Origin of the sequence: Vibrio sp. B1FIG11, from assembly GCF_905175335.1 — a bacterium.
In the GTDB taxonomy this organism is placed as follows: Bacteria; Pseudomonadota; Gammaproteobacteria; order Enterobacterales; family Vibrionaceae; genus Vibrio; species Vibrio campbellii.
In genome coordinates this window covers 1,116,609-1,141,956 of record NZ_HG992751.1, presented here as the reverse complement: position 1 = coordinate 1,141,956, position 25,348 = coordinate 1,116,609, and the positions used below count along the sequence as shown (strand labels likewise).

Here is a 25,348-nt window from a genome sequence, read left to right as displayed (position 1 = left end):
AGACAGATAATTGACAAAGAAGCTTAAAACTTATTTACCATCATCCCAAGAGTTTAAGAAATCCGCCAAAACATCACCATGACAAGCTTGCGGTTTGCAAAAACAGCCCAATCGCTTACCAGACAAAGCATAAACCTTTGACTTATCGACATTTAAAAATTTGTCGTAATCAAAATCATACTTAAATTTCCTGATGACTTCGTCTCGATCACCATCCTCAAACATTGAGTATGGATTTCCCCAGTAGGAGCCCCGACCAATGTATTCATAATGAGGAGAATCTTTTTCAGCTTGATAGCTTTTGTCAGATTTTATATTGATAACTCTCGTGATACTAATGCGTATTAATCTGAAAGGAACTTTGGCATGCTTTAATGACTCGAGTTCAGTGTCAAATTCTTCACCATCATCAAAAATAATCGCATGTGTGATGTCCTCAGGTGACCAATCAGAAAAGATTGTATACTTCACTGAAGATATGTTTTCAGTACAAAATTTTTCTATAAGCTTATTCGGATCCTCAGGAAAGACCAACTCTACGTCATTCAAACTTGACGTTATCTTACTCACCTTCCTCGCAAATTTTGAATAGCAGTTAAAGAGCAGAGGGTATAAAACTAATATCTTTGCCATCAGAATAAGTGTTTAACCTTTAAGTCAAAGTCAGCATTGTCATTTAAATACTCTACCACTAAACGCCTATGGCATAAATGTGGCTCATGTTCACTACAAAGTAAGCAACCGTGATCTAATACTGACGGATTTACCAAGCGCTCAATATTACGTTTTGCCATCAAGTTCATGAACTGATCTTCATACTTCTCCCAACTCATGTCACCTTTCTTATAAGGATTGAGGATTTCTTTAGTCGGAGCCAACTCCGGCATATGAACGTACTCTGCGCTACAAAGCTCACGTAAGAAGATTAGTTCTACTCTTAAGAGCGTACTAATAGCTAAAATACTACTTCTAAATATCTGATATTAAGCTGGTCTGTTTTTATAGCTGAGTCATTTGAATTAGTGAGAACCATCAACTATATACTAAGTAGTATGTTAAGAACTCCTTAGTATTTGAGGTGATCTATGAACTATGAGAAGCGATGGACGGGTTGGAGTGAGTTTTTAGAGAATAGTCGTCGATTCCCTGATAGTAATGAGCAGGAATGTAAAAATGCACAGCAGTTTAAACATGTTCCTATAAATATGACCCGTTATTACGCCAAGAACTAGTCTGGATGGCGTGACTACTTCAAACAGGCAAAGAAATGAGCTTCGTAATCAAGCGCTCAGTGAACTACAAAGCTAGTGCAAGCCGGCCCTCATTTCGCTTTCCTGCGCTTTTTACTGAAAATGGTTTGCTGATTTCTCACTTGAGATTTTTGCATGAGAATCGCTACAAATCTCAGTCGTGGCTAGAGCGCAATACCTTCGCTGTAGAGCTTCTTTTAAAGTACATAGAGCGCCAATTATTAAGCGCCTCATCGGCTACAGATCTACTAAGAGCTTTTGTTGAAGCGTTACAGTTCGGAACGATTCAAGATGGGCAAGATAACTCTGGTTTGTTCTGGTCTCCTCGAAGAAGTGAAGATGTGAATGTTCTTCTTCGTCATATCACTGATTACTGCGACTACTTAGACACAATCCATGGTACTGATTTACCGAAGCTAAATCCCTTGAAGAAAGCCAATTATGTCGAAGAACGCTTGCAGTGGTGTGCTTACTACAGAAGGCACAGTCGTAGTTTCCTGAATCACTTAGCTAAACCATCCCGACAGCAATTCTCAGTTGTTAGAAAGATTCGAGGACCTGAGAGGCACCTAGTTGATATCGAAGCGGTATATCGCTTTCCAGAAGACCGAATTGAAGACTTACTGCTGCATGGGTTTGTTTCTGCTTCAGGAGAACCGGATTATGGTAGTCAGTTAATCGTAATGTTGATGCATTTTGGTGGGTTGAGATTGTCGGAGTGTTTTCATATATATGCTCATGATGTTCATCTAGATGAGAAATCCGGCTCAGCTCTCATATCGGTTTTTCACCCTAGTGATGGAAAATCTCCTGACAAGCGGTTTAGTAGCCGAAGAGAATATTTGGCTCATGTATACCAACTTAGTCCACGAACTGACTATCCGAGAAGCCATAGGCTCTACGCTGGCTGGAAAGGACCTTTGCTTACAAATCGCAATCTGTCTTTTGATGTCATGTTTTATCCACTAAGTAAAGCCGTTGAGTTCACTCTGTTACTACAAAAATACCTTTCGGTTAAGCCAGCTTCAGAATCTCCTTTCCTATTTGTTAACTCAAAAGGCGATACTGAGAGTAAAAAAAAATTTCAATCAAAAACACAATCGAGCAGTTAAACGAATCGGACTCGAACCTTCCAAATCGCGAGGGACGACCCCACATGCACATCGACATTCCTACGGCTATAGATTAAGCCAAGGAGGTTTCTCTCAACTAGAGATTCAAAAAGCGATGCATCATAAAAGCCCTGACAGTTGCTTGGTTTACTTGACACCTTCTGACGACGAGGTTCGTCAGCAAATGAGAGGCGCTCACTGATGAAAAAGTTTTACGCAACCATAAACCAAGCAAGTAAAGCGGCGATAGGATTGGGTATTCAATCGCTGACGGAATATAAGCAGCGTTACAAAGAAGATGAGCGTCTTCCCTCGCATCCAAATAAGGCTTATGCCAATGATTGGGTTGATTGGTTTAGTTTTCTGGATAAAGAAAAGCGGTCTTTGTATTCGACATATGCAGAGGCCAGCGAAGCGGTGATAGAATTGGGCATTCAATCGCTGGCGGAATATAAGCAGCGTTACAAAGAAGATGAGCGTCTTCCCTCGAGTCCAAATAAGGCTTATGCCAATGATTGGGTTGATTGGTTTAGTTTTCTGGATAAAGAAAAGCGGTCTTGGTATTCGACATATGCAGAGGCCAGCGAAGCGGCGATAGGATTGGGCATTCAATCGCAGCCTGAGTATTCGCAGCGTTACAAAGAAGATGGGCGTCTTCCCTCGAGTCCAAATAAGGTTTATGCCAATGATTGGGTTGATTGGTTTAGTTTTCTGGATAAAGAAAAGCGGTCTTTGTATTCGACATATGCAGAGGCTAGCGAAGCGGCGATAGGATTGGGCATTCAATCGCTGGCGGAATATAAGCAGCGTTACAAAGAAGATGAGCGTCTTCCCTCGCATCCAAATAAGGCTTATGCCAATGATTGGGTTGATTGGTTTAGTTTTTTGGATAAAGAAAAGCGGTCTTGGTATTCGACATATGCAGAGGCCAGCGAAGCGGCGATAGGATTGGGTATTCAATCGCAGCCTGAGTATTCGCAGCGTTACAAAGAAGATGAGCGTCTTCCCTCGAGTCCAAATAAGGCTTATGCCAATGATTGGGTTGATTGGTTTAGTTTTCTGGATAAAGAAAAGCGGTCTTTGTATTCGACATATGCAGAGGCCAGCGAAGTGGCGATAGGATTGGGTATTCAATCGCTGGCTGAGTATTCGCAGCGTTACAAAGAAGATGAGCGTCTTCCCTCGTGTCCAAATCAGTTTTATAAAGATGATTGGATCAACTGGATTCAATTCTTATTGCCCAGAGATATATCTAATCTGAAACAGTTCAAAACAGCATGTGCGATTCTAAAAATCAAAGACTCTGCTCAATATAGAGTTACGCAGAAGAACTATCCTCAATTACCCTCCAAACCTGAAAAAAGAATACCTGACTGGAGCAATTGGTATGACGCTCTCGATATACCACGACCTTATGGATATGACGAACTAGTCGCTTTAGTTCGAAGCAAAGGTGTTTTCAGTCTCGCTGAATATGCGAAGCTTCGATCAGAGTCCAACGACCCTAGAATGCCAGCCAAACCAGAAGAGTATTATCACGGAAAGGGCTGGACTAACACTTATGACTTCTGGGGAGTAAAACGACCGTACCAGGTAAAATACTTTACCGATGAGTGGTCTTTGTGGGCTGAGACGTTAAAAGAGTTTCTCAAGTCTGCACGTGGTGGAGATACCAAAGCGAAAGACCTGTGTGAATTTGTTCGTGAATACATTGAGCCAAATGGTTTTGAAACATCCCCGTTGGAGTTTCTTACTCGTGGCTCGACAAACATTCAACCCATGCTGAATCTGTTTGAACAAGTTCCAGTGACTCGAAGAAAAAAATGGGCATTCTCAATCAATGAGTTCTTAGATTGGATTATCTCGAGTTATCTTATTTTGGAAGACACAGAGACGGGAGAAATTACCCATATCAAGGGCGCTAAAAACCCTTTTAGTCACATCAACTTTAATGGAGAGACTGCTCCTCAAGTGATCAATGAAACAGACAAGATGGCTCTGCCCTATCAATATGTAAAAGCAGGGCGAGATTGGATATTTCCATTGGACTCTGTAGAGAAAAAGTTAAGCTATCGGGATTTAGCTCATTTGCAGCGTTTTTCATCAGATTGGGTGCAAATCAAAGACAGCTCTATCCTTGATGAGAGTGATCCTGACTGCGTTTTCAAAGTTGAAAATGGAAAAACCTACCTTTGGTTTCCAACATACTGGACCTATACATACTCACTAATGCAACTCCCCGCACGAGGTATGCAAATTATTTATTGCGATTCTGGAGAAGCCGATCAAGAACTCGCCGACTTTAAGAATAATAAAGTCGTTTGGAAGAAAAATAGGACTAAGTTAGCTGGCCTAACCAATCGGCAGAGCATGGTGAGTAAGTCAGGGCAAGGAGAGTTCGGTGTTCACTACACGTCCAACAAAACTAAGTTTGATGGTTCGGGTTACACGATTCCTTTCATGCCCATAGAGCTTGCGTATTGGTTGGTAAAGCTGAGAAAGTGGCAACAGAAATATAATCCACTTGAGGAGCCAACGAAATGGCTTGATTGTGAGCGCACCAATCTAAACGAAGTCCAGCGTAAGCAAAAAGGGTCTAATTGCTTTTTATTCCGAGACTATCTAGAGAAAGAGCCAGGGACATTTGGTGGCAGACTAACGACACGGCTCGCAGCTGCGCTATATTTCTCTGGCAAGAATGATATTAATACGGCTACCTACAAAGGGCTGAAATACGATCAATCGATTAAAGAGTTTGAAAATAGCCAAACGATACCGCTTTCACACTTCAAATCCCCTTATACTCCACACTCAATGCGCGTCAGTCTGATTAACGCGTACGCCTTTGAATTTGGTATTCCTTTGGAAGTCATTATGAAGTTGGTCGGTCACTCCAGCATTCTGATGACAATCTATTATACCAAGAGCGGTAAAACAGGCGCCAACTTGCGAGAAAAAATGGATGTGGGAGAAAAGGAGGCGATAAGCAAAGCAACTCAGACGCTCAAATCCTTTGTGGAGCAGCAGCGAATTGAAGAGGTGAAATCACAGTTGGTAGGCTCATCTGTGGATCTACTGAATTCACTAGACAATGCTCGGCCGGCCTCCAGCTATCTTTGGAAAGACTTTGGTATCTGTCCGGTGGGAGGTGCTTTTTGTTCAGAAGGAGGCTGCCCTGTAGCCACAAAAGCCAACATATATCACCCCGTGCCAGCAGGTTATTTAGGTGAGCAGAACTGTTTTCAGTGTCGATTCTTTATCACCGGTCCTGCTTTTTTGGTTGGACTTGCCGCCATGTTCAATGAGATAAGCCTAGCCGTAAATACGCAATCTATACGTTACACTGCACTTGGTCAGAAGCTTGATAATATTGCAGAGAAGATAGATGTCATTGATCACCAGCTTTACAAAATTAAAGCGGACAGCTCAGAGAAGTCAGCTTTAGAGTCTGATAGACGTGGGTTAGTTGGGAAACGTACGCACTTGAACTCGGAAATTGAAACACGAGCGAAGAAGCTAGATTTGTACCTCTCGGACATGAATGCGATTCACCGACATATCCATAATTGTCAAACCCTTATGCGTAAGCCTCAGGAAAACACGGAAAAGCACTATCAGCTTATTGTTCCGCATGAATTCACTCTAGGTGTTGAGCTAGATGAAGTAAGCAGCTTTCATCAGCTATCAGAGGTATGCTCGAACGCAGAGCTGTACCATAGTTGTAGTGATGATTTAGCAGTTACCAGACGCTCCCAAATGATCGACAAGATGATGGCCGAAAACGGTATTCAGCCGCAATTCTTCTTACTGTCAGAAGAAGAACAGCTTGCAGTGGGGAATCAGTTAACAGAGCTAATGCTGACACGGTTGAAAGGCTGGGAGAACGTTGACCGTCTCATGGATGGGAGTTTGACCCTAAAGGACTTATCGATAGATAACCAGTTCGACGAAAAGACGATTCGTGAATTGTTTGAGAAGTCGAAACCAGTAAAAAGGATCGGTTAGCATGTCAGAAATTACCCCTGAGCAAGTACTGAGTCAGCTAAAAAAGAAAGCGTCATCTCGGGTACAGAACTCATTAGAGGCCGTGTTTACCATATGCAAGGAACAACAAGAACGCGGATTGAACGACTTTAGTTATTCAACGATAGCTCGACTTGGAAAAGGGCGAGGTGTTCCAGCTGCACAAAGTATCCGGAACAAGACGGGAGAATCGTACCGAACCTTAATTGCTAGTTTCAACTCTTCAGCAAAAGACCAACCAAGGTCGGCGCGAAGCACTTCAAAAGGTAAGATGCACGCTTGGATTGATGAACTAGACGATCCAGTCGTTAAGCTTCAAGCCAATATTCTCTATGCTCAAAAAAAGGAAGCGGAACGACTACTTAATGAAGTAGTGCCTATCAATCAGGTCATTGAAGTGTTCGATAATGTTGATGTGTCCTTTGCGTCTATCAAGCTCACTGAGCTGGAGCGAAGCGCATTGGAGTACCTCATTTCTAGTGAGTTTTTACGCAGACACCAATTGGAGCTTGGAAAAAATGGCAGTATAGTTTCGACTGATACTCAAAAGTCTTTTTTCCCTGTCGCAACTTTGGATGCAATCAAAAAGGCTTTACAGAACTTATAAATAACTTGGATTGTAGAAGTGAAAACAAAACTAATCACCAGAGAAGGTTATAACAAACTCAAAGCGGAACATGACCATCTGTGGAATGAGAAGCGTCCAGAGATTACCAAAATCGTCACATGGGCAGCTAGTTTGGGTGATCGCTCGGAAAACGCTGACTACACCTTCAACAAACGCTTACTTCGTCAAATAGACCGTCGTGTGCGCTTTCTTCGTAAGTTTCTGCCTGAAGTGACCATTGTTGACTACTCTCCTCAACAAGAAGGAAAGGTCTTCTTCGGAGCTTGGGTTGAGATTGAGAATGAAGCCGGTGATGTTAAGACATTCAGAATTGTTGGTCCTGAGGAAATTTATGGCGGCGCAAAAGACTACATCTCAATTGATTCACCAATGGCGAGAGCATTGTTGAAGAAGGAAGTAGATGACGAAGTAACGGTACGCACACCTGAAGGTGACAAAGAATGGTTCGTTAACTCTATTAGCTACAACAAACCTTAACTCTCTTCGGAACCGCTCAACTTATTGATAAGCTCTTGCCTCTCTTCTTCACTCAATTTTGCAATCAGGCAGGCCAACTTGGCAGAGCTTTCTTCCTCACAAAAGAAATAGTTCAAAGGGACGCCTAGCTCGTTAGCAATGAGCTTTAGAGTCTGTATGTCTGGAGCGTGTTTTGCTTTCTCATACTGATTCATTCTGGCACTTGCCGAACCCTCATCCATACCTATTCGCACCCCCAAGGCTTTCTGGGAGAGTTTGGCTTTTTTGCGTGCTTTTTTAAGTCGCGCTGGGATTGGGCTAGTAAATGACATTTTCGGTTCATTTGTGAAAACCTATATTAACTAAGATTTTCTTAGTTTTATTCATTTCTGTATACTAAGCAATCCTTAGTTTTGTGTGTGGGCGGGAAATGAAACGTTCTATAAGAATCAGTGCAGTAATGCATAAGTTGTTGGTTGAAGATGAAATGGACGGGTTTTCTGTCGTTGAGGTGAGAGATGCTTCATTGAAACTTGAAGAAGGTACACAGAACTCTGATGAGGCTCGGAAGAAGGTTTATCGCCAAATATGGCAATATCAACAAAGGGGTTGGCTGCGAAGTGAAGGTAAAGGAAGAAACAAAAAGTACTTTCAAACCGAACAATTTAGAGAACTTCAGACAGTGCCTCGAAAAAAAGCCAAACGTGAAGTTTTAAGAAAAGAATGTTCTCCAGACTACTCGATTTTGCTTCGTGAGAGTAATGAATATAAAGGCGAATTAGAGATCGTACTTGGTGAAATCGATGAATATCAATCACTAAGATGCCGTTTCCCTGAGCTAGAGAATCGATTAACCCCATTGTTACAGCAAGCAAGAGAACGTTCAGCGCACTTGCTTGGCAAAATAAATGGATTAACGAACCTCCTTAATACTCTCTCAGAGGGGAGCCAACCGTGCTAAGACAGTGGCAGACAGAGTGCGCTGCAAAAGCTATCCAGAAATTTAGAGCAAAGCACCAACACTTTTTCTGCCAAGCGACACCGGGAGCCGGAAAAACCGTACTTGCGGCAACAGTTGCATCAAGACTACTTTGTGATGATTTGATCGACCTTGTGTTATGTTTTTCTCCATCTTTAACGGTAGCTGATGGAATCAAAAGAACTTTTTCTCAGACTCTGAATTGCACTTTTAATGGTGGCCTAGGCTCTATTGGGCAATCGCTAACATATCAATCAATCCAATTTCTCAACGACGAGTTTTGGCAGACGTTACGTAATCATCGAGTGTTTGTTGTCTTTGATGAAATTCATCACTGCTCTGGATCTGACTTTGAAAATGCAAATGTTTGGGGGCAACAAGTGCTAGCCAAGATACAGGGTTTAGCAACCTATACGTTAGCTATGTCAGGGACTCCGTGGCGCTCAGATTCTCTACCTATAGTCATGTCCGAATACAGTGATCCAGAAGGTAAGCTTTTGGTTGATTACCAATACACTTTGAGGCAGGCGATCGTAGACAAGGTTTGTCGAGTTCCAAAGTTGGTTTTGGTTGATAGTGAGCATCTCTCTGTGAGCAACGAAGATAAAGTGGAGTCGTTTTCTTCAATCTTAGAAATGCTCAAGCAGACCAGAACCTCATATCAAAGTGTTATACATAACCAGGAAGCGATGGAGTATTTACTCGGCCTTGGTTGTAACAAGCTTGCAGAAATACGTTCTCTCTCGCCCAATGCGGGAGGTTTAGTCGTGGCCTCTTCTGTTCAGCACGCTCAAGCAATCCAAAAGATACTCTCTCAAAAGTACTCTCAATCTGTATCAATCGTTACTTATCGCCATGAAGAGCCATTAGCTGAAATAGAACGCTATCGTCAAAGTGATGCTCAATGGATTGTCAGCGTTGGAATGATCAGCGAAGGCACTGATATACCTCGACTTCAAGTTTGCTGTCATATGAGCGCGGTGAAAACTGAGCTGTACTTTAGGCAAGTACTGGGGCGTATTCTTCGGGTAAATGGAATAGAAAATCAACAGGCGTGGCTGTTCACTTTTGCAGAGCAAAGTTTGATTCAATTTTCTGAGCGGATTGAGCAAGACATTCCTGACTCTTGTATGTTTGCGAAAATAGAGAGTTTGATAGCGTTTGAGTCAGAATCTCAACGTACTTGCTTAAGTGGTCATGGTCTCTTAGAAGATCGAGAACAAGTAAAATCAAAGTTGGTTTGGAGTAGTGCTATCAGCACCGAACTTAACTCAACCGGATCTCTTAGTGCAATCGATGAACTTAGATTGGGAGCTTTTAAGCAGCGCGTAATCTCAGCTTTTCTAGCCACTTCATAGTTTAAAAATGATCTCTGTACTCTTGTTAGCTTTAAGTTTCAGTTACAATGCGCTTCTTCATCATATGTAACTGTACTTCTATGGACGATAAACAAAAACAAGAACTTAAGAGCAAGATTTGGCGTGTTTCTGAATCCTTGCGTGGAAATATTAGAACAGAGGAGTTCCGTGTTTATTTTCTAGGGTTAACTTTTTATCTCTTTATTTCTCTGAAGCTTGAACGATATGCAGATGAGTTACTTCGTGGTGAGGGAGTTCGATTCCGTGATATCGAGGACTTGAATGAAGAAGGCAATAACTACATCGAAGATATTCAAGAAGAAGCCTTGCATGAACTCGGGTATTTCTGTCGACCTTCCGAGTTATTTCATAACGTGGTTCAGGCCAGCACTACAGATGATTATATAGCTGAGTTGTTGGATGATACCCTTAGAAAGATCGAGTACCGTTCACTGGGACATCTTTTTGATGGAGTGTTTACTAGCATAGACTTTTACTCCCCAAAGTTAGGCAAAACAACCAGAGAGCGTAATAGAGTCATTGCCAGTATTTTGATTGCTTTGAACGATTTTAATATTCAGGATGATCAAAATATTTCATGGGGTGACTTCTATGAGTACTTGATTAATATGTTTGCAGGCGCAGCGGGCAATCGAGGTGGGGAGTTTTATACCCCTAAATCGATTTCCAAATTAGTGTCGAAACTTGTCATAATAGGTGGCGATGATATTCAGTCGATTTATGACCCAGCATGTGGCTCAGCCTCTATGCTATTGAATGTTGCATCTGAAACTAACAATTCTGATGTGAAGTTATATGGACAAGAGATTAACTTTGAAACATATAACTTGGCACGCATGAATATCATCTCGCATGGTATTCCACAGGCTGACTTTGACTTAGCTCATGGTGATAGCCTTGAAGATCCGACTCATCTAGACCAAAAGTTTGATGTGGTTGTTTCTAACCCACCATTTTCTTCCTCCTGGTCACCCTCTCCTTTGCATTTTAGGGATGAACGTTTTGCTCGTTATGGAAAGCTAGCTCCGAAAAATAAGGCAGACTTTGCTTTCATTCAGCATATGCTTTGCCAACTTAAAGATGATGGTTTAATGGTTTCCATCGTTTCTCATGGTGTGCTATTTCGTGGTGGTTCCGAAGGTGAAATTAGACGTCACTTATTGGCTGGACTGAACTGTCTAGATGCAGTTATAGGGCTACCTGCTAACTTATTCTTAGGTACTTCAATTCCAGTTTGTGCTCTGATATTCAAGAAAAATCGAAATAAAGGTGATGGCGTTCTTTTTATAGATGCTAGTCAGCTTTTTGAGAAGAAAAATAGGCGTCGTTTCATTGATGATAAGTCGATAGATAAAATACTGACGGCAGTCGACGCACGTAAGACAGACAGCGGCTTTTCAAAAGTAGTTTCACTTAAAGAAATTGAGCAAAATGACTTTAAACTCTCAATCTCAGATTATGTGGATGTTATTCCCCATACCAATATCTCGAACTTTGCAGACTTCCATAGAGCGGTAAGTAAACTAAACCCAGATTTTGCAGTGTTCCGAGGTGTTGAAAATAAAGCATATAAGCTAGAGCCTTCTATTATGCGTTTGGGGTATGACAAAGAAGATGAGCTCATTAATGCAGAAAAAAGGCTGTTCAAACACTTTAAAGAACAAGCTATTCCTCATTTAGAATATAATCCAAGTAATGATTGGGAGTGGCTTGCACTCGCACAGCATCACGGTTTACCTACACGTCTACTGGATTGGTCTAGAAACCCTCTTGTCGCTCTGTATTTTGCGATTGAATCTGAGAGTGATACAGACGGTGCTGTCTATATCCTTACAGACAGAAAAGATCCTTTTGACATGGATAAGCAGATGAAACCCTTAGAGTTGACCTCAAAAGATGAGGTTAGGAAGTATATGCCAGCGAATTTAACACCAAGAATTATTGCCCAGAGCGGCTTGTTCACAGTGCAAACCAATTTGATGGCACCATACGAGCCTAAAGGGTTAACAAAGCTCATCATACCTAAAAATGCCAAAGTAAGGATTAGGAAAGACTTATCTCGCTACGGGGTAAACCGTTATACAATCTATCCCGGATTAGATGGGCTGTCATATCACTTGAAGTGGTCTAACACCAAGCAAACTCAAACGAATTAATTTGGACACAAGTAATGGTCGAACAACACCAACAAGAACTAAAGAAACAGCTTTGGAACATCGCCAACACCCTTCGTGGTAACATGTCTGCCGATGACTTTCGTGATTACATCCTTGGCCTAATCTTCTACAAATACCTTTCAGATAAGCTAAATCGCTACGCTAATGAATTGCTTTCAGAAGATGGTATTCAGTTCGCGCAAATCGATGAGAAGAGCGAAAAAGGCAAAGAGTACCTAGAGGCAGTCCAAGAAGAGGCGCTAGACAAACTCGGTTACTTCTTTAAGCCATCAGAGCTGTTTCATGTGGTTGCTGAAGCTGGTGCTAATGGTGAGTTCATTCTTGATGATGTGCGTGATGTTTTGAATGACATCGAGCAAAGCACTATGGGAGCAGACAGTGCCGACGACTTTAACGGCCTGTTTGATGAACTCGACCTAACATCAAACAAGCTAGGTAAAACGCCAGATGCTCGTAACAAACTAATTGCTAAAGTATTGGAACACCTAGATAACATTGATTTTCACTTAGAAAACAGTGAGATTGATATTCTTGGTGATGCTTACGAATATCTCATTGGCATGTTCGCCAGTGGTGCGGGTAAAAAAGCTGGCGAGTTTTATACGCCGCAGATGGTTTCTAAGCTGTTAGCTAAGCTTGTGACACTTGATAACCCAAATCTAAAGTCTGTTTATGATCCAACGTGTGGTTCTGGTTCGTTACTATTGCGTGTTGCGAAAGAAGCCAACAACCCAGACTTAAAGTTCTACGGGCAAGAGCAAAACCCAAGTACTTATAACTTAGCTCGTATGAACATGATCATGCACGATGTTCATTACAATCGCTTCGACATTCAGAATGACGATACGTTAGAAGCTCCAGCGCATATTGAGCAACGCTTCAGCGCAGTAGTGGCTAACCCTCCATTCTCTGCTGGTTGGTCAGCTAACCCTTTACACCTAAACAATGAGCGTTTTTCTGACTACGGTAAGCTTGCACCTAAATCTAAAGCGGATTTTGCTTTTGTTCAGCACATGGTTCATCAACTTGATGATGGAGGAACGATGGCTGTGGTATTGCCTCACGGTGTGTTGTTCCGCGGCGCGGCAGAAGGGCATATTCGGAAGCATCTAATCAAAGAGAAAAACTATCTGGATATGGTGATTGGTTTACCTGCTAATATCTTCTTTGGCACGCCCATCCCTACTTGTGTTCTTGTACTAAAGAAAAATCGAAAAGCTGACGATGATGTGTTGTTTATTGATGCCAGCAACCATTTTGAGAAAGGCACTAATAACAATTTTATGCGCGAAGAGGATTTACAGCGTATTTTAGATGCTGTCGCTAAGCGTCAAAAGATTGATAAATTCGCTTTTGCAGCAACCCCTGCTGATTTAAAAGAGAATGAATATAACCTAAATATCCCTCGTTATGTGGATACTTTTGAAGAAGAAGAAATTGTAGATTTGGCGGAGGTATCAAAGCGGCTAGTCACGAATGATAATGCCATGCTGGATACAAATAGTACAATTGCAGCGTATTGTTCAGAACTAGGTATTGATACTCCTTTTGAGGTAAAAGCATGAGTTTTAAAGAACCAATGCTATCGTTTGATAAAGAAGCGCATTACCCTATAACCACTAATGACGCTGTAAAGTCTATATCTTCAGGTGTAAGTGTTAACTCAGAAGATACACCTATAACTAGTGATACTCAGCTTGGAGTACTTAAAACTAGTTGTGTCTCAAGTGGCCGCTTTATTCCTAGTGAAAACAAAACCATTCTGGCTTCTGAGTTTTCTCGCATAAAGCAACCGGTTGAATCAGGGACGATAATTTTTAGCCGAATGAATACTCCACTATTAGTCGGAGAGGTTGGGTATGTTTCATCGTCTCATAAAAACTTATTTTTACCAGATCGACTCTGGGCAATAAAGACTAAAAGCGGCTACGATCCTCGATGGTTAGCCAATTACCTTACAACGCCCAAAATCAAGTTTCGATTAAAAGAGCTAGCTACAGGTACAAGTGGCAGCATGAAAAATATTTCACAGCCAAGTTTCTTAGGTATTCAATTACATTCGCCAAAACTTGAAGTACAACAAAAAATCGCTGACTTCTTAACTTCCGTCGATACTAAAATCAGCCAATTAACCGAAAGGCAACGCTTACTCAAAGAATACAAAAAAGGTGTAATGCAGCAGATTTTTAGCCAGCAAATTCGCTTTAAAGATGAAAATGGCAATGCGTTTCCTGATTGGGAAGAGAAACCTCTGAGCCAATTAGCATCAAAAATAACGACTAAAAATAAAGGTAGGTTAGTAAAGGCTGTACTAACGAATTCAGCAAAGTATGGGATAATTTCTCAACAGGACTATTTTGAAAAAGATATAGCGAAAGGGGATAATACCGACAACTATTGTGTGGTTGATATTAATGATTTTGTTTATAACCCGAGAATATCTGAGTTAGCGCCTGTTGGTCCAATTGGTAGAAACAAAATTGAACAAGGAGTGATGTCTCCGCTGTACTCTGTTTTTCGCTTCAATTCGAAAGTTTGTCTAGATTTCATGGAGTACTTTTTTAAAGGGACAACATGGCATAAGTACATGCATAGTGTTGCTAACTTTGGTGCAAGGCATGATCGAATGAATATATCAAGTGCAGACTTGATGGCACTTTCATGCCCATGTCCGTGCTCTGATGAACAGAAAAAAATAGCTCGTTTCTTAAAAACTATCGATCTCAAAATTGAGGGCGTTGCAGAGCAGATAGAACAAACCAAGCAGTTTAAAAAAGGCTTACTTCAACAGATGTTTGTGTAATTTCTTAATGTATAGCTCTGTCTGCTAGAGCTGTACATGAAAGCACTCAAGGATATTAAATCGTCAAATGGCTTATCAATCAGAACAACAATTAGAAGATAACTTAATTGCTCAGCTTGGCACTCAAGGTTTTGAAGTTATTGCGCCTAGAGACAATACTGCGCTTGAAGCTAACCTAAAGGCTCAACTTGAGAAAGTGAATGAATGCACGCTTTCGGATACTGAGTTTCGTCAGGTATTGGGTAAGCTAGAGAAGGGCAATATCTTCACCAAAGCGAAGACATTGCGTGATCAGCTTGATGTCACCTTGGATAATGGTGACAGCCGACATCTAACTCTGTTGTTTGATGAAGCCAGTAAAAACAAGTTTCAGGTTGCCCAGCAAATAACGGTGAAGGGTATCTATACCAACCGATATGATGTGACGGTATTGGTAAATGGTCTTCCTTTAGTGCAAATCGAACTCAAGCGACGTGGCATAGAGCTAAAAGAAGCATTCAATCAAGTTAAACGCTATCAAAAGCACTCGTATCATGCCAACCACGGTCTGTTCAATTATGTTCAACTGTTCGTGATTTCAAATGGGGTTAATACACAGTATTTCTCCAATAATAGCGAGATGTCCGCTAAGCAAACTTTTGATTGGACGGATTTTGATAATAAGAAAATCAGTCAACTTCCGAGCTTTGCTAGTGCTTTCCTAACAACACCGCATTTAACAGCGATGCTGACTAAGTACATTGTCTTGAACGAGACAGGAAAGTTCTTAATGGTGCTGCGTCCGTATCAGTTCTATGCGGTGGAAGAGATCATTAAGCAAGTCAGAACTACAGACTTGAACGGTTACATATGGCACACCACGGGTTCTGGCAAAACGCTGACATCTTTTAAAGCTGCACAGATTATGACTTCATTAAGTGAAGTCGATAAAGTCGTTTTTGTTGTTGACCGTAAAGACCTCGATTACCAAACAGCGTTAGAATTTAATGCTTTTGCCAAAGGTTGTGTCGATAGCACAGACAATACCAACATGCTGTTTCACCAGCTAATCGATAAGCCAATCAAAGGCAAAAAGATTAACGAAAATCGCAACAACAAACTTGTCGTCACTACGCTGCAAAAACTCAATAATGTGGTGACTAAAAAGCGCTACCTAAGTGAGATGGAAGCACTGAGAGATAAACGTATTATCTTTATCTTCGATGAGTGCCACCGAAGCCAGTTTGGTGATACACACCAGAATATTACCCAGTTCTTCCAAGGGGCTCAGTTGTTTGGTTTTACGGGAACGCCAATCTTTGCTAAAAACGCAGTGGCTAAAAAGTCCATAAAGAAAACCACAAAAGACCTTTTTGGCGAATGTTTACACCCTTATGTGATCGTTGATGCCATTCGTGACAATAACGTTCTTAAGTTTGCCATCGAGTATGTGGGGCGCTATCAATACAAAGATGGCTCGAACAACAACCTTGATATTGAAGTTGAAGATATCGACACCAAAGAGCTTTTAAGCTCTCCTGCGCGTCTTGATAAGATTACCGACTACATTATTGCTCATCACCGAAGAAAGACACACAGTCGCGATTACAACGCAATGTTCTGTGTATCTGGTGTACCAGAGCTGATCCAATACTACGAGTTGCTTGCTAAGAAGAAAGCGGAAGGTAAACACAACCTTAAAGTTGCGACCATTTTTAGCTATGAAGCCAATGAAGAGGAAGAGTACGAGCTAGGTAATGGTGATGCGGTAGAGATTCAAGAAGTCGCAGCGAAGTATCTTAATGATGGAGATGCTGTAAAACTGCACAGCCGAGATAAGCTTGAGTCTTTCATCGGCGACTACAACAAGATGTTCGGCACAAACTATACAACCAAAGATAGCGAGTCTTTCTATAACTACTACAAGAACATCTCTAAGCGAGTGAAAGCCAAAGAGATCGATATTCTTTTGGTAGTCAACATGTTCCTGACTGGCTTTGATGCTCCAAGGCTAAATACCCTGTATGTCGATAAGAGCCTGAAACACCACGGGTTGATTCAAGCCTTTTCGCGCACTAATCGCCTGCTGGATGAAACCAAGTCTCACGGTAATGTGGTGTGTTTCCGCAATCTCAAAACTGCGGCTGATGATGCTTTCAAAATGTTCTCCAATAAGCAGCCGACCGAAGTGATTGAAATGCCATCATACGATGATCTGATGGCCGATTTTGATAAGGCATATGCCGCACTCATTTCGATCACGCCAACGGTAGATTCAGTCGATAGCTTGCCAGATGAAGAGGCACAAGCGTGGTTTGTCAGACAGTTCCGCGAACTGATGCGTTTAAAAAACATGCTTGGTAACTTTGCTGACTTCGACATGGATGCCACTGAGATGAGCGAGCAAGAGTTTCAGGACTTCACCAGTAAATACGCTGACTTGAATCGCCAGTTGCGTGAGAACTCAACTAAAGAGAAAGTTTCGATATTGGATGATGTCGACTTTGAACTTGAGTTGATGCACCGAGATGAAGTGAATGTCGGTTACATCCTTCACTTACTGCGAGAGCTACACGAAGAGGAAAGTACGGAAGAGAAGGCTCGTAAACGTCAGGTTATCGCCAACCTAATCGGGTCAGATCCAACGCTTCTTAGTAAAAAGGCTCTTATCGAGAAGTTCATGAATGATCACCTCGAAGGTATCCCGGCACACGCCGATGTTGAAGAAGAGTTTGAGTTTTTCTGGGAAAAAGAGAAACGTAAAGCACTAGAAAGCATGGCTAATGAGGAAAATCTAGATACTGAGAAGCTAGAGATTCTGGTTAACCGTTATGAGCTTAGTGAAGAGATGCCACTACGTGATGATTTCGCAGGAACACTGCAAACAAAGCCGACAATATTACAGCGTAAGAAAATTGTTGGACGCTTGGCTGAAAAGTTTAAAGGGTTTGTCGATACGTTTATTGGTGGTTTTTAGAGTGAGTGAAACTGTAAAGGAACTCTTTGAGTCAGTTAGTAGCAATGTAAATAGCCGGATCACAAGTCCATTTTTCGGGGCTTTTATTGTGTCATGGGGCATTTTTAACTGGGATAAATTAGCTCTGTTATTTTTTGGGCGTCAAAGTGTTGATAGTCGTGTCTCCGTTTTCAAAAACTCCGTTGAATGGCTTTCTATTGGACATAACAATGTGTGGGATACTTTGTGGTGGCCATTAATTCTATCTTGCTCCTATCTACTTATTTCTCCTTACTTGCATCTAACTATTCAGCAAATCCAAAAACATAGTGAAAAACTAAGATATGGTCACAAAGTAGACCAAGATGTTGATAAAGAATTAGATCGTGGTCGATTAGTGAAAGCGACAGCAAAGGCCAACTTACAAGATAAGGTCGCGGAAGATGAAGTGCGAGCTGAGATTGAAAACTCAGTTGCCAGAACTAAAATGCTGCAAGAGCAAGCTGCCGCCTCTGAAGCCAGAAAGAAACTAATTGAAGAGAAGTACCTTGAGGCGCAAGAAAAAGCTAAAGAGTTGAGACTCAATAACGAAGCTTTGGCACGTAAAGAAGCTAAAAAAGCGCAAGAAGCAAAGAAAGCTGCGTTTGCTTTTGAGAGAAGCAAAGCTGAACATGAAAACGAACTAATCACTCTCCGATTGCCATTTGTATATCAATTCATGAATACCCTTTCGGATAGCTTGAGTGATGATGAAAGACGATACTCGTTATTCCATTTGTCAGAAATCATCGCTGCAACCTTCGGCTACAAAGATTTTGACCAATTGATCAACGATGCATCATTCACAGCCAAGAACATAAAAAAGATAAAGTACCTCTCGTACGACTCGGAAACTTTATTTGATTGTTTGAATAATGTAGTCGAATCAGAAAATGAAGAAGATTATGACTCAAGCTGGTTGTTCGAACATATCCAAATGACGTTGGATCAATATTCATTGCAGTTACAAGACTTAGACAGTGTAGCTGAAGAAGCGATCAATGAACTTTGGGATGCCGACTTGATTGGAGACATTGTTAATTCTGACGCAGGAAGTTCAGAAACAGCCACTACGAACGTTGATTGTTTTGACCAACTAGACGATTTAGAAAGAACAGGATATCGGTGGGTAAATGGTGAAGGGCTCTACATTCGTTACTCTTGTAATCTTTCAGGAGATAGTCACCCTGACAAACCGTTTTCTGGGGATACAATTCACGTAGACTTTGAAGTTAAACATCCGTTAGTAATTGGTGAAGCTGGTCTGGGTGAATTCGAGATGTGTGATGTTAAAGCTCGGGGAAAAGACTATTCAGATGAAAGTGACTGGGCACACTTAAATTTAGGTAATAAACCTGCTGAAGCCAGTACTGAGTTTTAGTTGACTTTCAAAAGGCGTCACGATGACGCCTTTACTCCTTACTCTTTGAAGCAGGGAAGCCCCTGGCTAACACGCCAATCTTTCACTATTTTTACTATCCCTTCAGGCGTATCCTCACCCGGGTTCTCTGGGTAGTAAATTAAGTCTGAACCCGCAGGATGCTCGGTTATTTCCTCAAAAATATCAAGCAGTTCGTCAAGGACTTCATCTGAATCTGATGCATTCTCTTTAAAAATATCTTCGACAAAGCGCAAGAACTCAGCTTCGTTGTAGTCCGTTATACTTTTTTTACTCACTTCATACCTCTATGAATATCAATATGATTTTTGGGTGTGGTCACTTTTAAATTATCTAAATCGTAAACCTTGCCACCATTCTGCACTTCATCTACATGATGTAGCTCAAAAGATTTTCTCTTTCCTACTTTATCTCGACTTCTTGCTTTAGGAGCCTTCCCTAACCCGATTCGAATTTGGTTTTGTGCATTAAATTGTCCCTTTAAATCGCTGTCTTTAGATACCTCTAACCAGAATGCTTTTCGAAACGCATCAAAGCTGCTGAATTCTTTTCCTCTCAGCTTATCAGCTATTTGAGAGGGTATTGGGGCTCCTAAGTCCTTACCTGCACCTGCCAACCAAATGCCAAAGATATCTTCGCCTTTCCCGGTAACGACTCCGGGCTTATCCCTCGGGCTTTCTTTGTAAACCACATAGAGCGGAGCAATACCTGAGCTTTCCGGGAATACCAAGATCGCATCACGCCAGTCTTTCTCTTCTGGCGCAGGCGTAACCGTGACGTTAGCATCGCTATCCGAGTGGATTGGCGTGACCAGTATATCGTCTTTTTCAAAGCCATCACTATGATCGGGCGTGCTTTGCCAACTTGCTTCACCGTTTTCTTCTGGTGTCCAATAGATGGTTGGTCCGTTCTTTTCAATCGCAACGGACAGTTGGCCATTATTTCCCTGTTTCACGTATTTGATGGGGATGCGCGTGTCGTCTACATGATAGCCCTGCACGTGCGGGTAAAACTCTCCATCTTGGGGCTCGGTAATGTGGACACGAACGCGGCTTTGCGCCGTGGTCACCTGGCGTAAATCTTGGTCTGTGTATTGGGTGTTATCGCCAAACAAGCTTTGCTGCATGGCAAACAAGGCGCCAATGCCTTCTACTTGCCAGCGGTAGCCCTCAACGATTTTATCTTTCAATGTACCTGCCAGTTTATCCAACTGCATCGCCGCGGTTTGGGTTTGTTGCGTTTGCTCTGGTGAGCCGGCGACAGCTGCGGAACTTCCCATGGCCATTTGTGCTTGTGTTGCTTGAATGGCGGGTATGACAGCGGCAGGATTTGCATTCGCTTGCGCAAAGAAGAATGACCAAGGGCCGAAGTTACTGATTGACTCTTGTTGGTCACCAATTTCAATACACCCTTCTGGCCTGGTGCAGGATTTAGCGAACACGAGCGAGCTTGTGGCGTCTTTTAAGTTAAGGATGGCGACATCACCTTCGACGAAATCGGCAGCGTTGATGGCTCTATGGGTGGTTAGCCAAAGTAATGCGTCGCTGTGCTGATAATGGCTGTTGCGGATGTTGTTGTAAGTTTGTGGGCGCAGTGGCGGAAAGGTGTCCTTTTTGTCCGGTGCTTGTTTTTGCTGTGCTTCTGCAACAACAATTTCATCACCAATTGCGAGTGATAGAGGGTCGGCCTCAAACACTGGGTTAAGCGAGAGCAAGGCTTTAGCTCCCATACCATACTGTTCAGCTATGCTCTGCCAGGTTTCCCCCGCAACTACGATGTGCGTTGCTGCGGTTTGTTCTGCTTCCGTCTCATCGTTGTTATCTTCTACGCGTGCTTCTTCCGGCTGTTTAGCTGCATCAAACAGTGCAGGAATATCCAACTTTATCCCGTTTTCGCTCAGCCAATCTTCACTGAGGTTATCGAGCTCTTCTCGTGTGATTTGGCGCTCAAGATAAATGATGAATTGGTTCTCAAGGACTTGGTTGGCCAACTTCCAATACACCAATATAGCGCTTTGGTCTTTGGTAAAACCACGCTCATTATTGAGCTTGTCTTGTGTCGATCGCGTAGCGTAAAACGCCCACTTTTCTTGTCCGAGAATTTTGTACTCTTGGACCAGTTCACCATCATTAAAGTGGTAGTAATAGCCCTCTGTCGGCAAGCCTAGGCGTTCGCCCAATCGTACAGCCGGAACGACAGGTATAAAACCTTCCTCAGTTTTATGGCTGCCAGCTTTTTGTAGTGTGACGGCTTCCAGTGGCGTCAGCCCGAGATTGTCATCGGCGATGTGGATATTTAAACGCTTTGGCTCATCAAACACACATAACGCTGTGTAGCGGGTACCTTGCTCGGTATTGGCTTGCTCCCAGCGGGTTACCGCGTTCTCTTTTTCAGTTTTCGCTAAAGCAAAGTCACTGTGCACCATTTTCTTTATGGTGGCATCCGAGCAGCCAACTTCGAAGCTGTACTCGAATTCCTTGGTGATCTCCTCTTCACTTTCGGTTGCTATTGGCTGCGGCGTGTAAGCTCGTTCGAGTGTCGCGGTCTCTACAATACGTGTGCTGTACCCTCCCGTTGCTCTGGGGATTTTAGTCTTTGCTAACAATTCCTTAGTCGCATCATCCGAAAATGCAGAGATAACCTCAGAGTTTAGGCGCCATGTTTTAGGACCAATTGGGTCGTTGTAACTCAGAAGTGCGGGAATTTGAGGTGTATCACTCACGAGTACGAGCTTACCCTCGTGGAGGTGTTGTTTTAGCTGCTCAAAGGTAAGATGAGCAGGAATAGCAGAGACGACATCTGCTTCCGCGAGGTTGTGGAAGTTGCCCTCTATCAACCCGAATTCATGGGACATCAATTCCGAAAGCGGGAGAACTTTGTATGACACGATTTAACCCAAGTTAAGCCAATAATGCCTCTACTTCGCAAAAATCACGCCATTTGCATTAGTCATTAAAAACAATGGGTTACATATACAGTGCTATTAGGTTGTTCAAAATATTGTCGAATTTTCTAATTTATTGGAAATCTAGCCAACTTATTGCGGAGACTTCGAAAGGTAGGTGGGAATTTTGAATAGTATGCCTAAAGGTTATGCATACTAATTATAATCGCTTTAAAATCAGTATCATATGAATAATATTATGAGAATTATAGTTCTATTTGATAACTTCAAATCATCACGCTTCGCAAAACCAGCCAACTGAGAAACATTATTTAGACGTACATCAATAAGTGTTTTTACCTCGGATTGCTTGAGGAATTGAAAAAACGTTTCTGCTTTTTTCTGAGTAAACCCAATTGTGTAAATGTTCATAATACCTCTCAAAAGATTGTAGCTACAAGCTTATAACAGTAGCCTTGATATGGCTCTCCTAAACTAATGCATAGGATTCCAGATGTTGGTAAGTGATTCTCTACAATATCATCAAAGCGAGGATCTGTAGCAGCAAGGTCGTACTCAATGTTCTCATAGGTAAATGAAGCTCTTCTTTTACCATCAGCATTGTGATAAAGCCTGAGATCTTCAACTCGTACTAGATAAAGAGACTGAGAGACATGATAAGTTCGATCTACGATTGAAGCATATTCCACTCGATTACCAATACCCCAAAGATCTGCGGGTACTTCCACTAAAGTGTTCAGTTGCCCAATATCAATTGAGTAATTTTGTATCCAAGCTGTATTATCAATTAAATAGTTCTCTGGTTGATGAGGGAGCGGGGCATGATGTGCTAGTCCTACACGAGCTTTTTGAAGAGGCTTAACATTGAAAGTTCCATGTGGATTTCGGACTCTAGCTTGTTGATGACTAAGCTCACCTCCTTGTAGATTTGAGACTGGTCTAATCCATCTACCCGTATTAACACATTTTCCCGCAACACAATGTTGACGATGCTTTATAGAATTGGCCAGTACCACGATTACAGATTGAGGCATATGTTCTCCTTGCAAAACCAGAATGGTTTAAAAACTAAGCAAACCTCTGTTAGTTAAGGAGTTATATCACCACCATTAATGACAAAACTTGAAAAAGATCAATCATAAATAAGAAACCAAATGCTATGCGCTAGATTTGTATCAACTGAATATTAAAAATACGCCTTTTGAATAAAAAACGGAGCCAATCGGCTCCGTTCCATATATAAATTCTTGCGCCCTACTTCTTAGGCACTTCCAACTGCATCTCTGGCATGGCTTGGCGTTTGGCTTTGAGCTTGCTCCAGATGATCCAGAATAGAATCACCAGAATCAGTGCGATGACGTTGCCGATGGCGATGATGATCATGCTGCGCTTACGTTCGGCTTCGCGCTCGGCGATGATGCGTTTTTCCATTTCGATGCGGCGTTGCTCGGCGATCTCTGCTTCTTTCGCTAAGCGTGCAGCTTCAAGATCCACTTCATCGACGACGCTGAATGACTGCTCTTTGATTGGGAAGACTAATGAACGCTTAGTCGCCAGGTCTGTGGCAAAGACTTCACCATGCCATGAGTACTTACCTAACTCTGGATCATTATCCATCTTAAGCGTCGTTTTGGTGCCGTCAGCAGAAACTTGGCCTTGGCTATAACTGATAAAGCCGTCTGGTGCTTCTTGCTCTACATTCACAGCGATAGAGCCCGGAGTAATCATGCCTTGTTCACCACTAACCACCAGCTGGTGTGGTTGGTCTGCATGACGTGATTGAATAAAGGTGCGTGTGATTGGCGATGGGTAAACCAGTACCACTTGTTCCTGTGCTCGCAAAAATACGCCGTTGCCAGAGGTAATGCGCGCGCGGTATTTGCCCGGCTCAACGTCAATCGGCAATTGAACAGTGAAGACACCATCGCCTGCTTTTTCATCCAAACCGCGGCCATCATCGGCAAACTCACCAATCACCATAGGTACTGGGCGAGCTTCTTTGATCAGTTCGTTCTCATTCTCCACAAACTTAGTGAAGGTGACGCGCAAATTGACGCGGTCTAGGAAATCTCTCAATACCAGCGGTTTATCGTCTGAGGTTAAACGCGCGGTGAACTTGAGTGCTTCGTTGTGGTAAAGGCGATTCGGGAACACATCAGTGCTGAGTTTGAGGTGTGAGATCAGGCGGATATTGTTTTTCGGGGTAACTTTACCTACGGCTTGCCAAGGGCCCGCCATAGGCTTATCTACAGAGATTATGTCGAGGGAAGGTTCTTGATACCAACGCACATTGTCGTAAGTACCCCATGCGTAATATTTTTTACCATCAGGGCGGACAAGGACGACAGGTTGAGAACTTTGTTCACGATAAACCAGAAAGGTGATTTGCTCGATGGTCGGGTCGACACGAAAGCGGTTATCTAACAAAGACATGGCGGACTCGCTCGCGGAAAACGCGAAACAACTCCAGAACGCTAAAATAGCGACTGACAAAGCCCTCAACATAGTCTCTCCTATTTACTACCAAATACTATCGTTCACCAGTTCGAGTCTTTTCTGGTGTGCTTCTACTTCATCGGCAGTTGCACGCAAAACCTTTAGCGCTTTTCTTCCTTCAACACGACGAATACCTTCGGCTTCGCCGTCTTTTTTGTTGGCATTAAATTCTAGGCTTGTTTGACCACCCGTCATTAGAAGGTAAACGTCGGCTAGAATCTCCGCATCGAGCAATGCCCCGTGGAGAGTACGGTGTGAGTTATCAATGCCGTAGCGTTCACACAATACGTCGAGGTTGTTTCGCTTGCCCGGGAAGATTTTCTTCGCCATGGCAAGGGTATCGGTCACCTTACAGTAATCATCCGTCTTACCGATGCTTGGATTGAGCATTTCAAACTCGTAATCCATAAAGCCGGTATCGAAGGGCGCGTTGTGGGCAACCAACTCGGCGCCTTTAATGAAATCTAGAAACTCTTGGTGTACGGCAGAGTATTCTGGCTTATCGACCAAGAATTCATCCGTAATACCGTGGACTCCAATCGCGTCTGGTTGGATTTCACGGTCAGGCTTTAAGTAAACGTGAAAGTGACGACCAGTCAGCTTACGGTTGATGATCTCCACGGCACCAATTTCGATGATGCGGTGACCCATGTAGTGCGGGCCGCCTTCTAGGTTCATACCCGTGGTTTCGGTATCGAGAACGACAATACGATTATGTTCAGAATTGCTGCTGGTATTCATAAGGTTATGTGTGTCAGACTATGCTT

Annotated in this window: 21 protein-coding genes; 12 read left to right on the top strand and 9 right to left on the bottom strand. The window is 42.5% G+C overall.

The genetic code is table 11. The features are described from left to right. Positions 1-30 precede the first annotated feature (30 nt). Positions 31-570 (bottom strand): DUF4326 domain-containing protein, encoded by a 540-nt coding sequence (locus KHO06_RS05165; protein WP_244858381.1) that lies wholly within the window; start codon positions 568-570, stop codon positions 31-33. Positions 571-632: 62 nt separating this feature from the next. Continuing rightward, positions 633-926: a DUF488 domain-containing protein gene (locus KHO06_RS05160; RefSeq protein WP_280519521.1), complete on the bottom strand. Its 294-nt coding sequence runs from the start codon at positions 924-926 to the stop codon at positions 633-635. A gap of 365 nt (positions 927-1,291) precedes the next feature. On the opposite strand from KHO06_RS05160, the gene gmtY reads away from it, so the two are divergent. The 5 genes from gmtY to greB are packed head-to-tail and all read left to right on the top strand — an operon-like array spanning position 1,292 to position 7,490. Further along, positions 1,292-2,362, top strand: a complete 1,071-nt coding sequence (gene gmtY / locus KHO06_RS05155; RefSeq protein WP_244858372.1) for a gamma-mobile-trio recombinase GmtY — start codon at positions 1,292-1,294, stop codon at positions 2,360-2,362. Next, complete coding sequence (locus KHO06_RS26440) at positions 2,295-2,564, top strand: site-specific integrase (protein ID WP_244858373.1); 270 nt, start codon at positions 2,295-2,297, stop codon at positions 2,562-2,564. Before gmtY ends, KHO06_RS26440 begins: the two co-directional genes overlap by 68 nt. Further along, positions 2,564-6,367, top strand: a complete 3,804-nt coding sequence (locus KHO06_RS05150) for a VPA1269 family protein (RefSeq protein WP_212581948.1) — start codon at positions 2,564-2,566, stop codon at positions 6,365-6,367. The genes KHO06_RS26440 and KHO06_RS05150 overlap by 1 nt, the downstream gene beginning before the upstream one ends. Before the next feature lies 1 nt (position 6,368). After that, positions 6,369-6,992 (top strand): gamma-mobile-trio protein GmtX, encoded by a 624-nt coding sequence (gene gmtX, locus KHO06_RS05145; RefSeq protein WP_212581949.1) that lies wholly within the window; start codon positions 6,369-6,371, stop codon positions 6,990-6,992. A gap of 18 nt (positions 6,993-7,010) precedes the next feature. Then, a complete protein-coding gene (greB, locus tag KHO06_RS05140) occupies positions 7,011-7,490 on the top strand; it encodes a transcription elongation factor GreB (RefSeq protein ID WP_042604367.1) in 480 nt (159 codons plus the stop codon). Here greB and KHO06_RS05135 read toward each other — a convergent pair. After that, positions 7,487-7,801 carry a helix-turn-helix transcriptional regulator gene (locus KHO06_RS05135; RefSeq protein ID WP_212581950.1) on the bottom strand — a complete coding sequence of 105 codons (315 nt, stop codon included), beginning with the start codon at positions 7,799-7,801 and terminating at the stop codon, positions 7,487-7,489. The two genes, greB and KHO06_RS05135, sit on opposite strands and share 4 nt — an antisense overlap. Before the next feature lie 98 nt (positions 7,802-7,899). On the opposite strand from KHO06_RS05135, the gene KHO06_RS05130 reads away from it, so the two are divergent. The 7 genes from KHO06_RS05130 to KHO06_RS05100 all read left to right on the top strand — a co-directional run bounded on the left by KHO06_RS05130 (position 7,900) and on the right by KHO06_RS05100 (position 19,162). After that, positions 7,900-8,430, top strand: coding sequence for a hypothetical protein (locus KHO06_RS05130; protein WP_212581951.1), 531 nt, complete (start codon positions 7,900-7,902; stop codon positions 8,428-8,430). Continuing rightward, on the top strand, positions 8,424-9,806 hold the full coding sequence (locus KHO06_RS05125; RefSeq protein ID WP_212581952.1) for a DEAD/DEAH box helicase family protein: 1,383 nt from the start codon (positions 8,424-8,426) through the stop codon (positions 9,804-9,806). Before KHO06_RS05130 ends, KHO06_RS05125 begins: the two co-directional genes overlap by 7 nt. Before the next feature lie 80 nt (positions 9,807-9,886). After that, positions 9,887-11,983, top strand: a complete 2,097-nt coding sequence (locus tag KHO06_RS05120) for a type I restriction-modification system subunit M (protein ID WP_212581953.1) — start codon at positions 9,887-9,889, stop codon at positions 11,981-11,983. Positions 11,984-11,997: 14 nt separating this feature from the next. Then, positions 11,998-13,569 (top strand): type I restriction-modification system subunit M, encoded by a 1,572-nt coding sequence (locus KHO06_RS05115; RefSeq protein ID WP_212581954.1) that lies wholly within the window; start codon positions 11,998-12,000, stop codon positions 13,567-13,569. Beyond that, positions 13,566-14,807, top strand: coding sequence for a restriction endonuclease subunit S (locus tag KHO06_RS05110; RefSeq protein WP_212581955.1), 1,242 nt, complete (start codon positions 13,566-13,568; stop codon positions 14,805-14,807). Before KHO06_RS05115 ends, KHO06_RS05110 begins: the two co-directional genes overlap by 4 nt. Positions 14,808-14,874: 67 nt before the next feature. Next, positions 14,875-17,763 (top strand): type I restriction endonuclease subunit R, encoded by a 2,889-nt coding sequence (locus KHO06_RS05105; protein WP_212581956.1) that lies wholly within the window; start codon positions 14,875-14,877, stop codon positions 17,761-17,763. 1 nt (position 17,764) lies between these two features. Continuing rightward, a complete protein-coding gene (locus KHO06_RS05100; RefSeq protein ID WP_212581957.1) occupies positions 17,765-19,162 on the top strand; it encodes a hypothetical protein in 1,398 nt (465 codons plus the stop codon). Between the two features lie 38 nt (positions 19,163-19,200). On the opposite strand, the gene KHO06_RS05095 is transcribed toward KHO06_RS05100, so the two are convergent. The 6 genes from KHO06_RS05095 to dnaQ form a co-directional block, all read right to left on the bottom strand. Beyond that, positions 19,201-19,458: a bacteriocin immunity protein gene (locus tag KHO06_RS05095; protein WP_212581958.1), complete on the bottom strand. Its 258-nt coding sequence runs from the start codon at positions 19,456-19,458 to the stop codon at positions 19,201-19,203. Further along, positions 19,455-22,034 carry an S-type pyocin domain-containing protein gene (locus tag KHO06_RS05090; protein ID WP_212581959.1) on the bottom strand — a complete coding sequence of 860 codons (2,580 nt, stop codon included), beginning with the start codon at positions 22,032-22,034 and terminating at the stop codon, positions 19,455-19,457. The genes KHO06_RS05095 and KHO06_RS05090 overlap by 4 nt, the downstream gene beginning before the upstream one ends. Positions 22,035-22,307: 273 nt before the next feature. After that, positions 22,308-22,496 carry a DUF488 family protein gene (locus KHO06_RS05085; RefSeq protein ID WP_244858380.1) on the bottom strand — a complete coding sequence of 63 codons (189 nt, stop codon included), beginning with the start codon at positions 22,494-22,496 and terminating at the stop codon, positions 22,308-22,310. 8 nt (positions 22,497-22,504) lie between these two features. After that, positions 22,505-23,119: a hypothetical protein gene (locus KHO06_RS05080; protein ID WP_244858379.1), complete on the bottom strand. Its 615-nt coding sequence runs from the start codon at positions 23,117-23,119 to the stop codon at positions 22,505-22,507. Between the two features lie 220 nt (positions 23,120-23,339). After that, positions 23,340-24,590 carry a TIGR03503 family protein gene (locus tag KHO06_RS05075; protein WP_212582200.1) on the bottom strand — a complete coding sequence of 417 codons (1,251 nt, stop codon included), beginning with the start codon at positions 24,588-24,590 and terminating at the stop codon, positions 23,340-23,342. Between the two features lie 15 nt (positions 24,591-24,605). Then, the gene (gene dnaQ / locus KHO06_RS05070) at positions 24,606-25,322 is read right to left on the bottom strand and encodes a DNA polymerase III subunit epsilon (protein ID WP_005433192.1); all 717 of its coding nucleotides are present in this window, start codon (positions 25,320-25,322) and stop codon (positions 24,606-24,608) included. Positions 25,323-25,348: the final 26 nt, after the last annotated feature.

Excerpts from the sequence above, each read along its gene's own strand:
- KHO06_RS05150 (WP_212581948.1), top strand. The coding sequence starts at position 2,564 with ATGAAAAAGTTTTACGCAACCATAAACCAAGCAAGTAAAGCGGCGATA.
- gmtX (WP_212581949.1), top strand. The coding sequence starts at position 6,369 with ATGTCAGAAATTACCCCTGAGCAAGTACTGAGTCAGCTAAAAAAGAAA.
- KHO06_RS05135 (WP_212581950.1), bottom strand. The coding sequence starts at position 7,801 with ATGTCATTTACTAGCCCAATCCCAGCGCGACTTAAAAAAGCACGCAAA.
- KHO06_RS05130 (WP_212581951.1), top strand. The coding sequence starts at position 7,900 with ATGAAACGTTCTATAAGAATCAGTGCAGTAATGCATAAGTTGTTGGTT.
- KHO06_RS05120 (WP_212581953.1), top strand. The coding sequence starts at position 9,887 with ATGGACGATAAACAAAAACAAGAACTTAAGAGCAAGATTTGGCGTGTT.
- KHO06_RS05115 (WP_212581954.1), top strand. The coding sequence starts at position 11,998 with ATGGTCGAACAACACCAACAAGAACTAAAGAAACAGCTTTGGAACATC.
- KHO06_RS05110 (WP_212581955.1), top strand. The coding sequence starts at position 13,566 with ATGAGTTTTAAAGAACCAATGCTATCGTTTGATAAAGAAGCGCATTAC.
- KHO06_RS05105 (WP_212581956.1), top strand. The coding sequence starts at position 14,875 with ATGGCTTATCAATCAGAACAACAATTAGAAGATAACTTAATTGCTCAG.
- KHO06_RS05090 (WP_212581959.1), bottom strand. The coding sequence starts at position 22,034 with ATGTCCCATGAATTCGGGTTGATAGAGGGCAACTTCCACAACCTCGCG.
- KHO06_RS05085 (WP_244858380.1), bottom strand. The coding sequence starts at position 22,496 with ATGAACATTTACACAATTGGGTTTACTCAGAAAAAAGCAGAAACGTTT.
- KHO06_RS05080 (WP_244858379.1), bottom strand. The coding sequence starts at position 23,119 with ATGCCTCAATCTGTAATCGTGGTACTGGCCAATTCTATAAAGCATCGT.
- KHO06_RS05075 (WP_212582200.1), bottom strand. The coding sequence starts at position 24,590 with ATGTTGAGGGCTTTGTCAGTCGCTATTTTAGCGTTCTGGAGTTGTTTC.
- dnaQ (WP_005433192.1), bottom strand. The coding sequence starts at position 25,322 with ATGAATACCAGCAGCAATTCTGAACATAATCGTATTGTCGTTCTCGAT.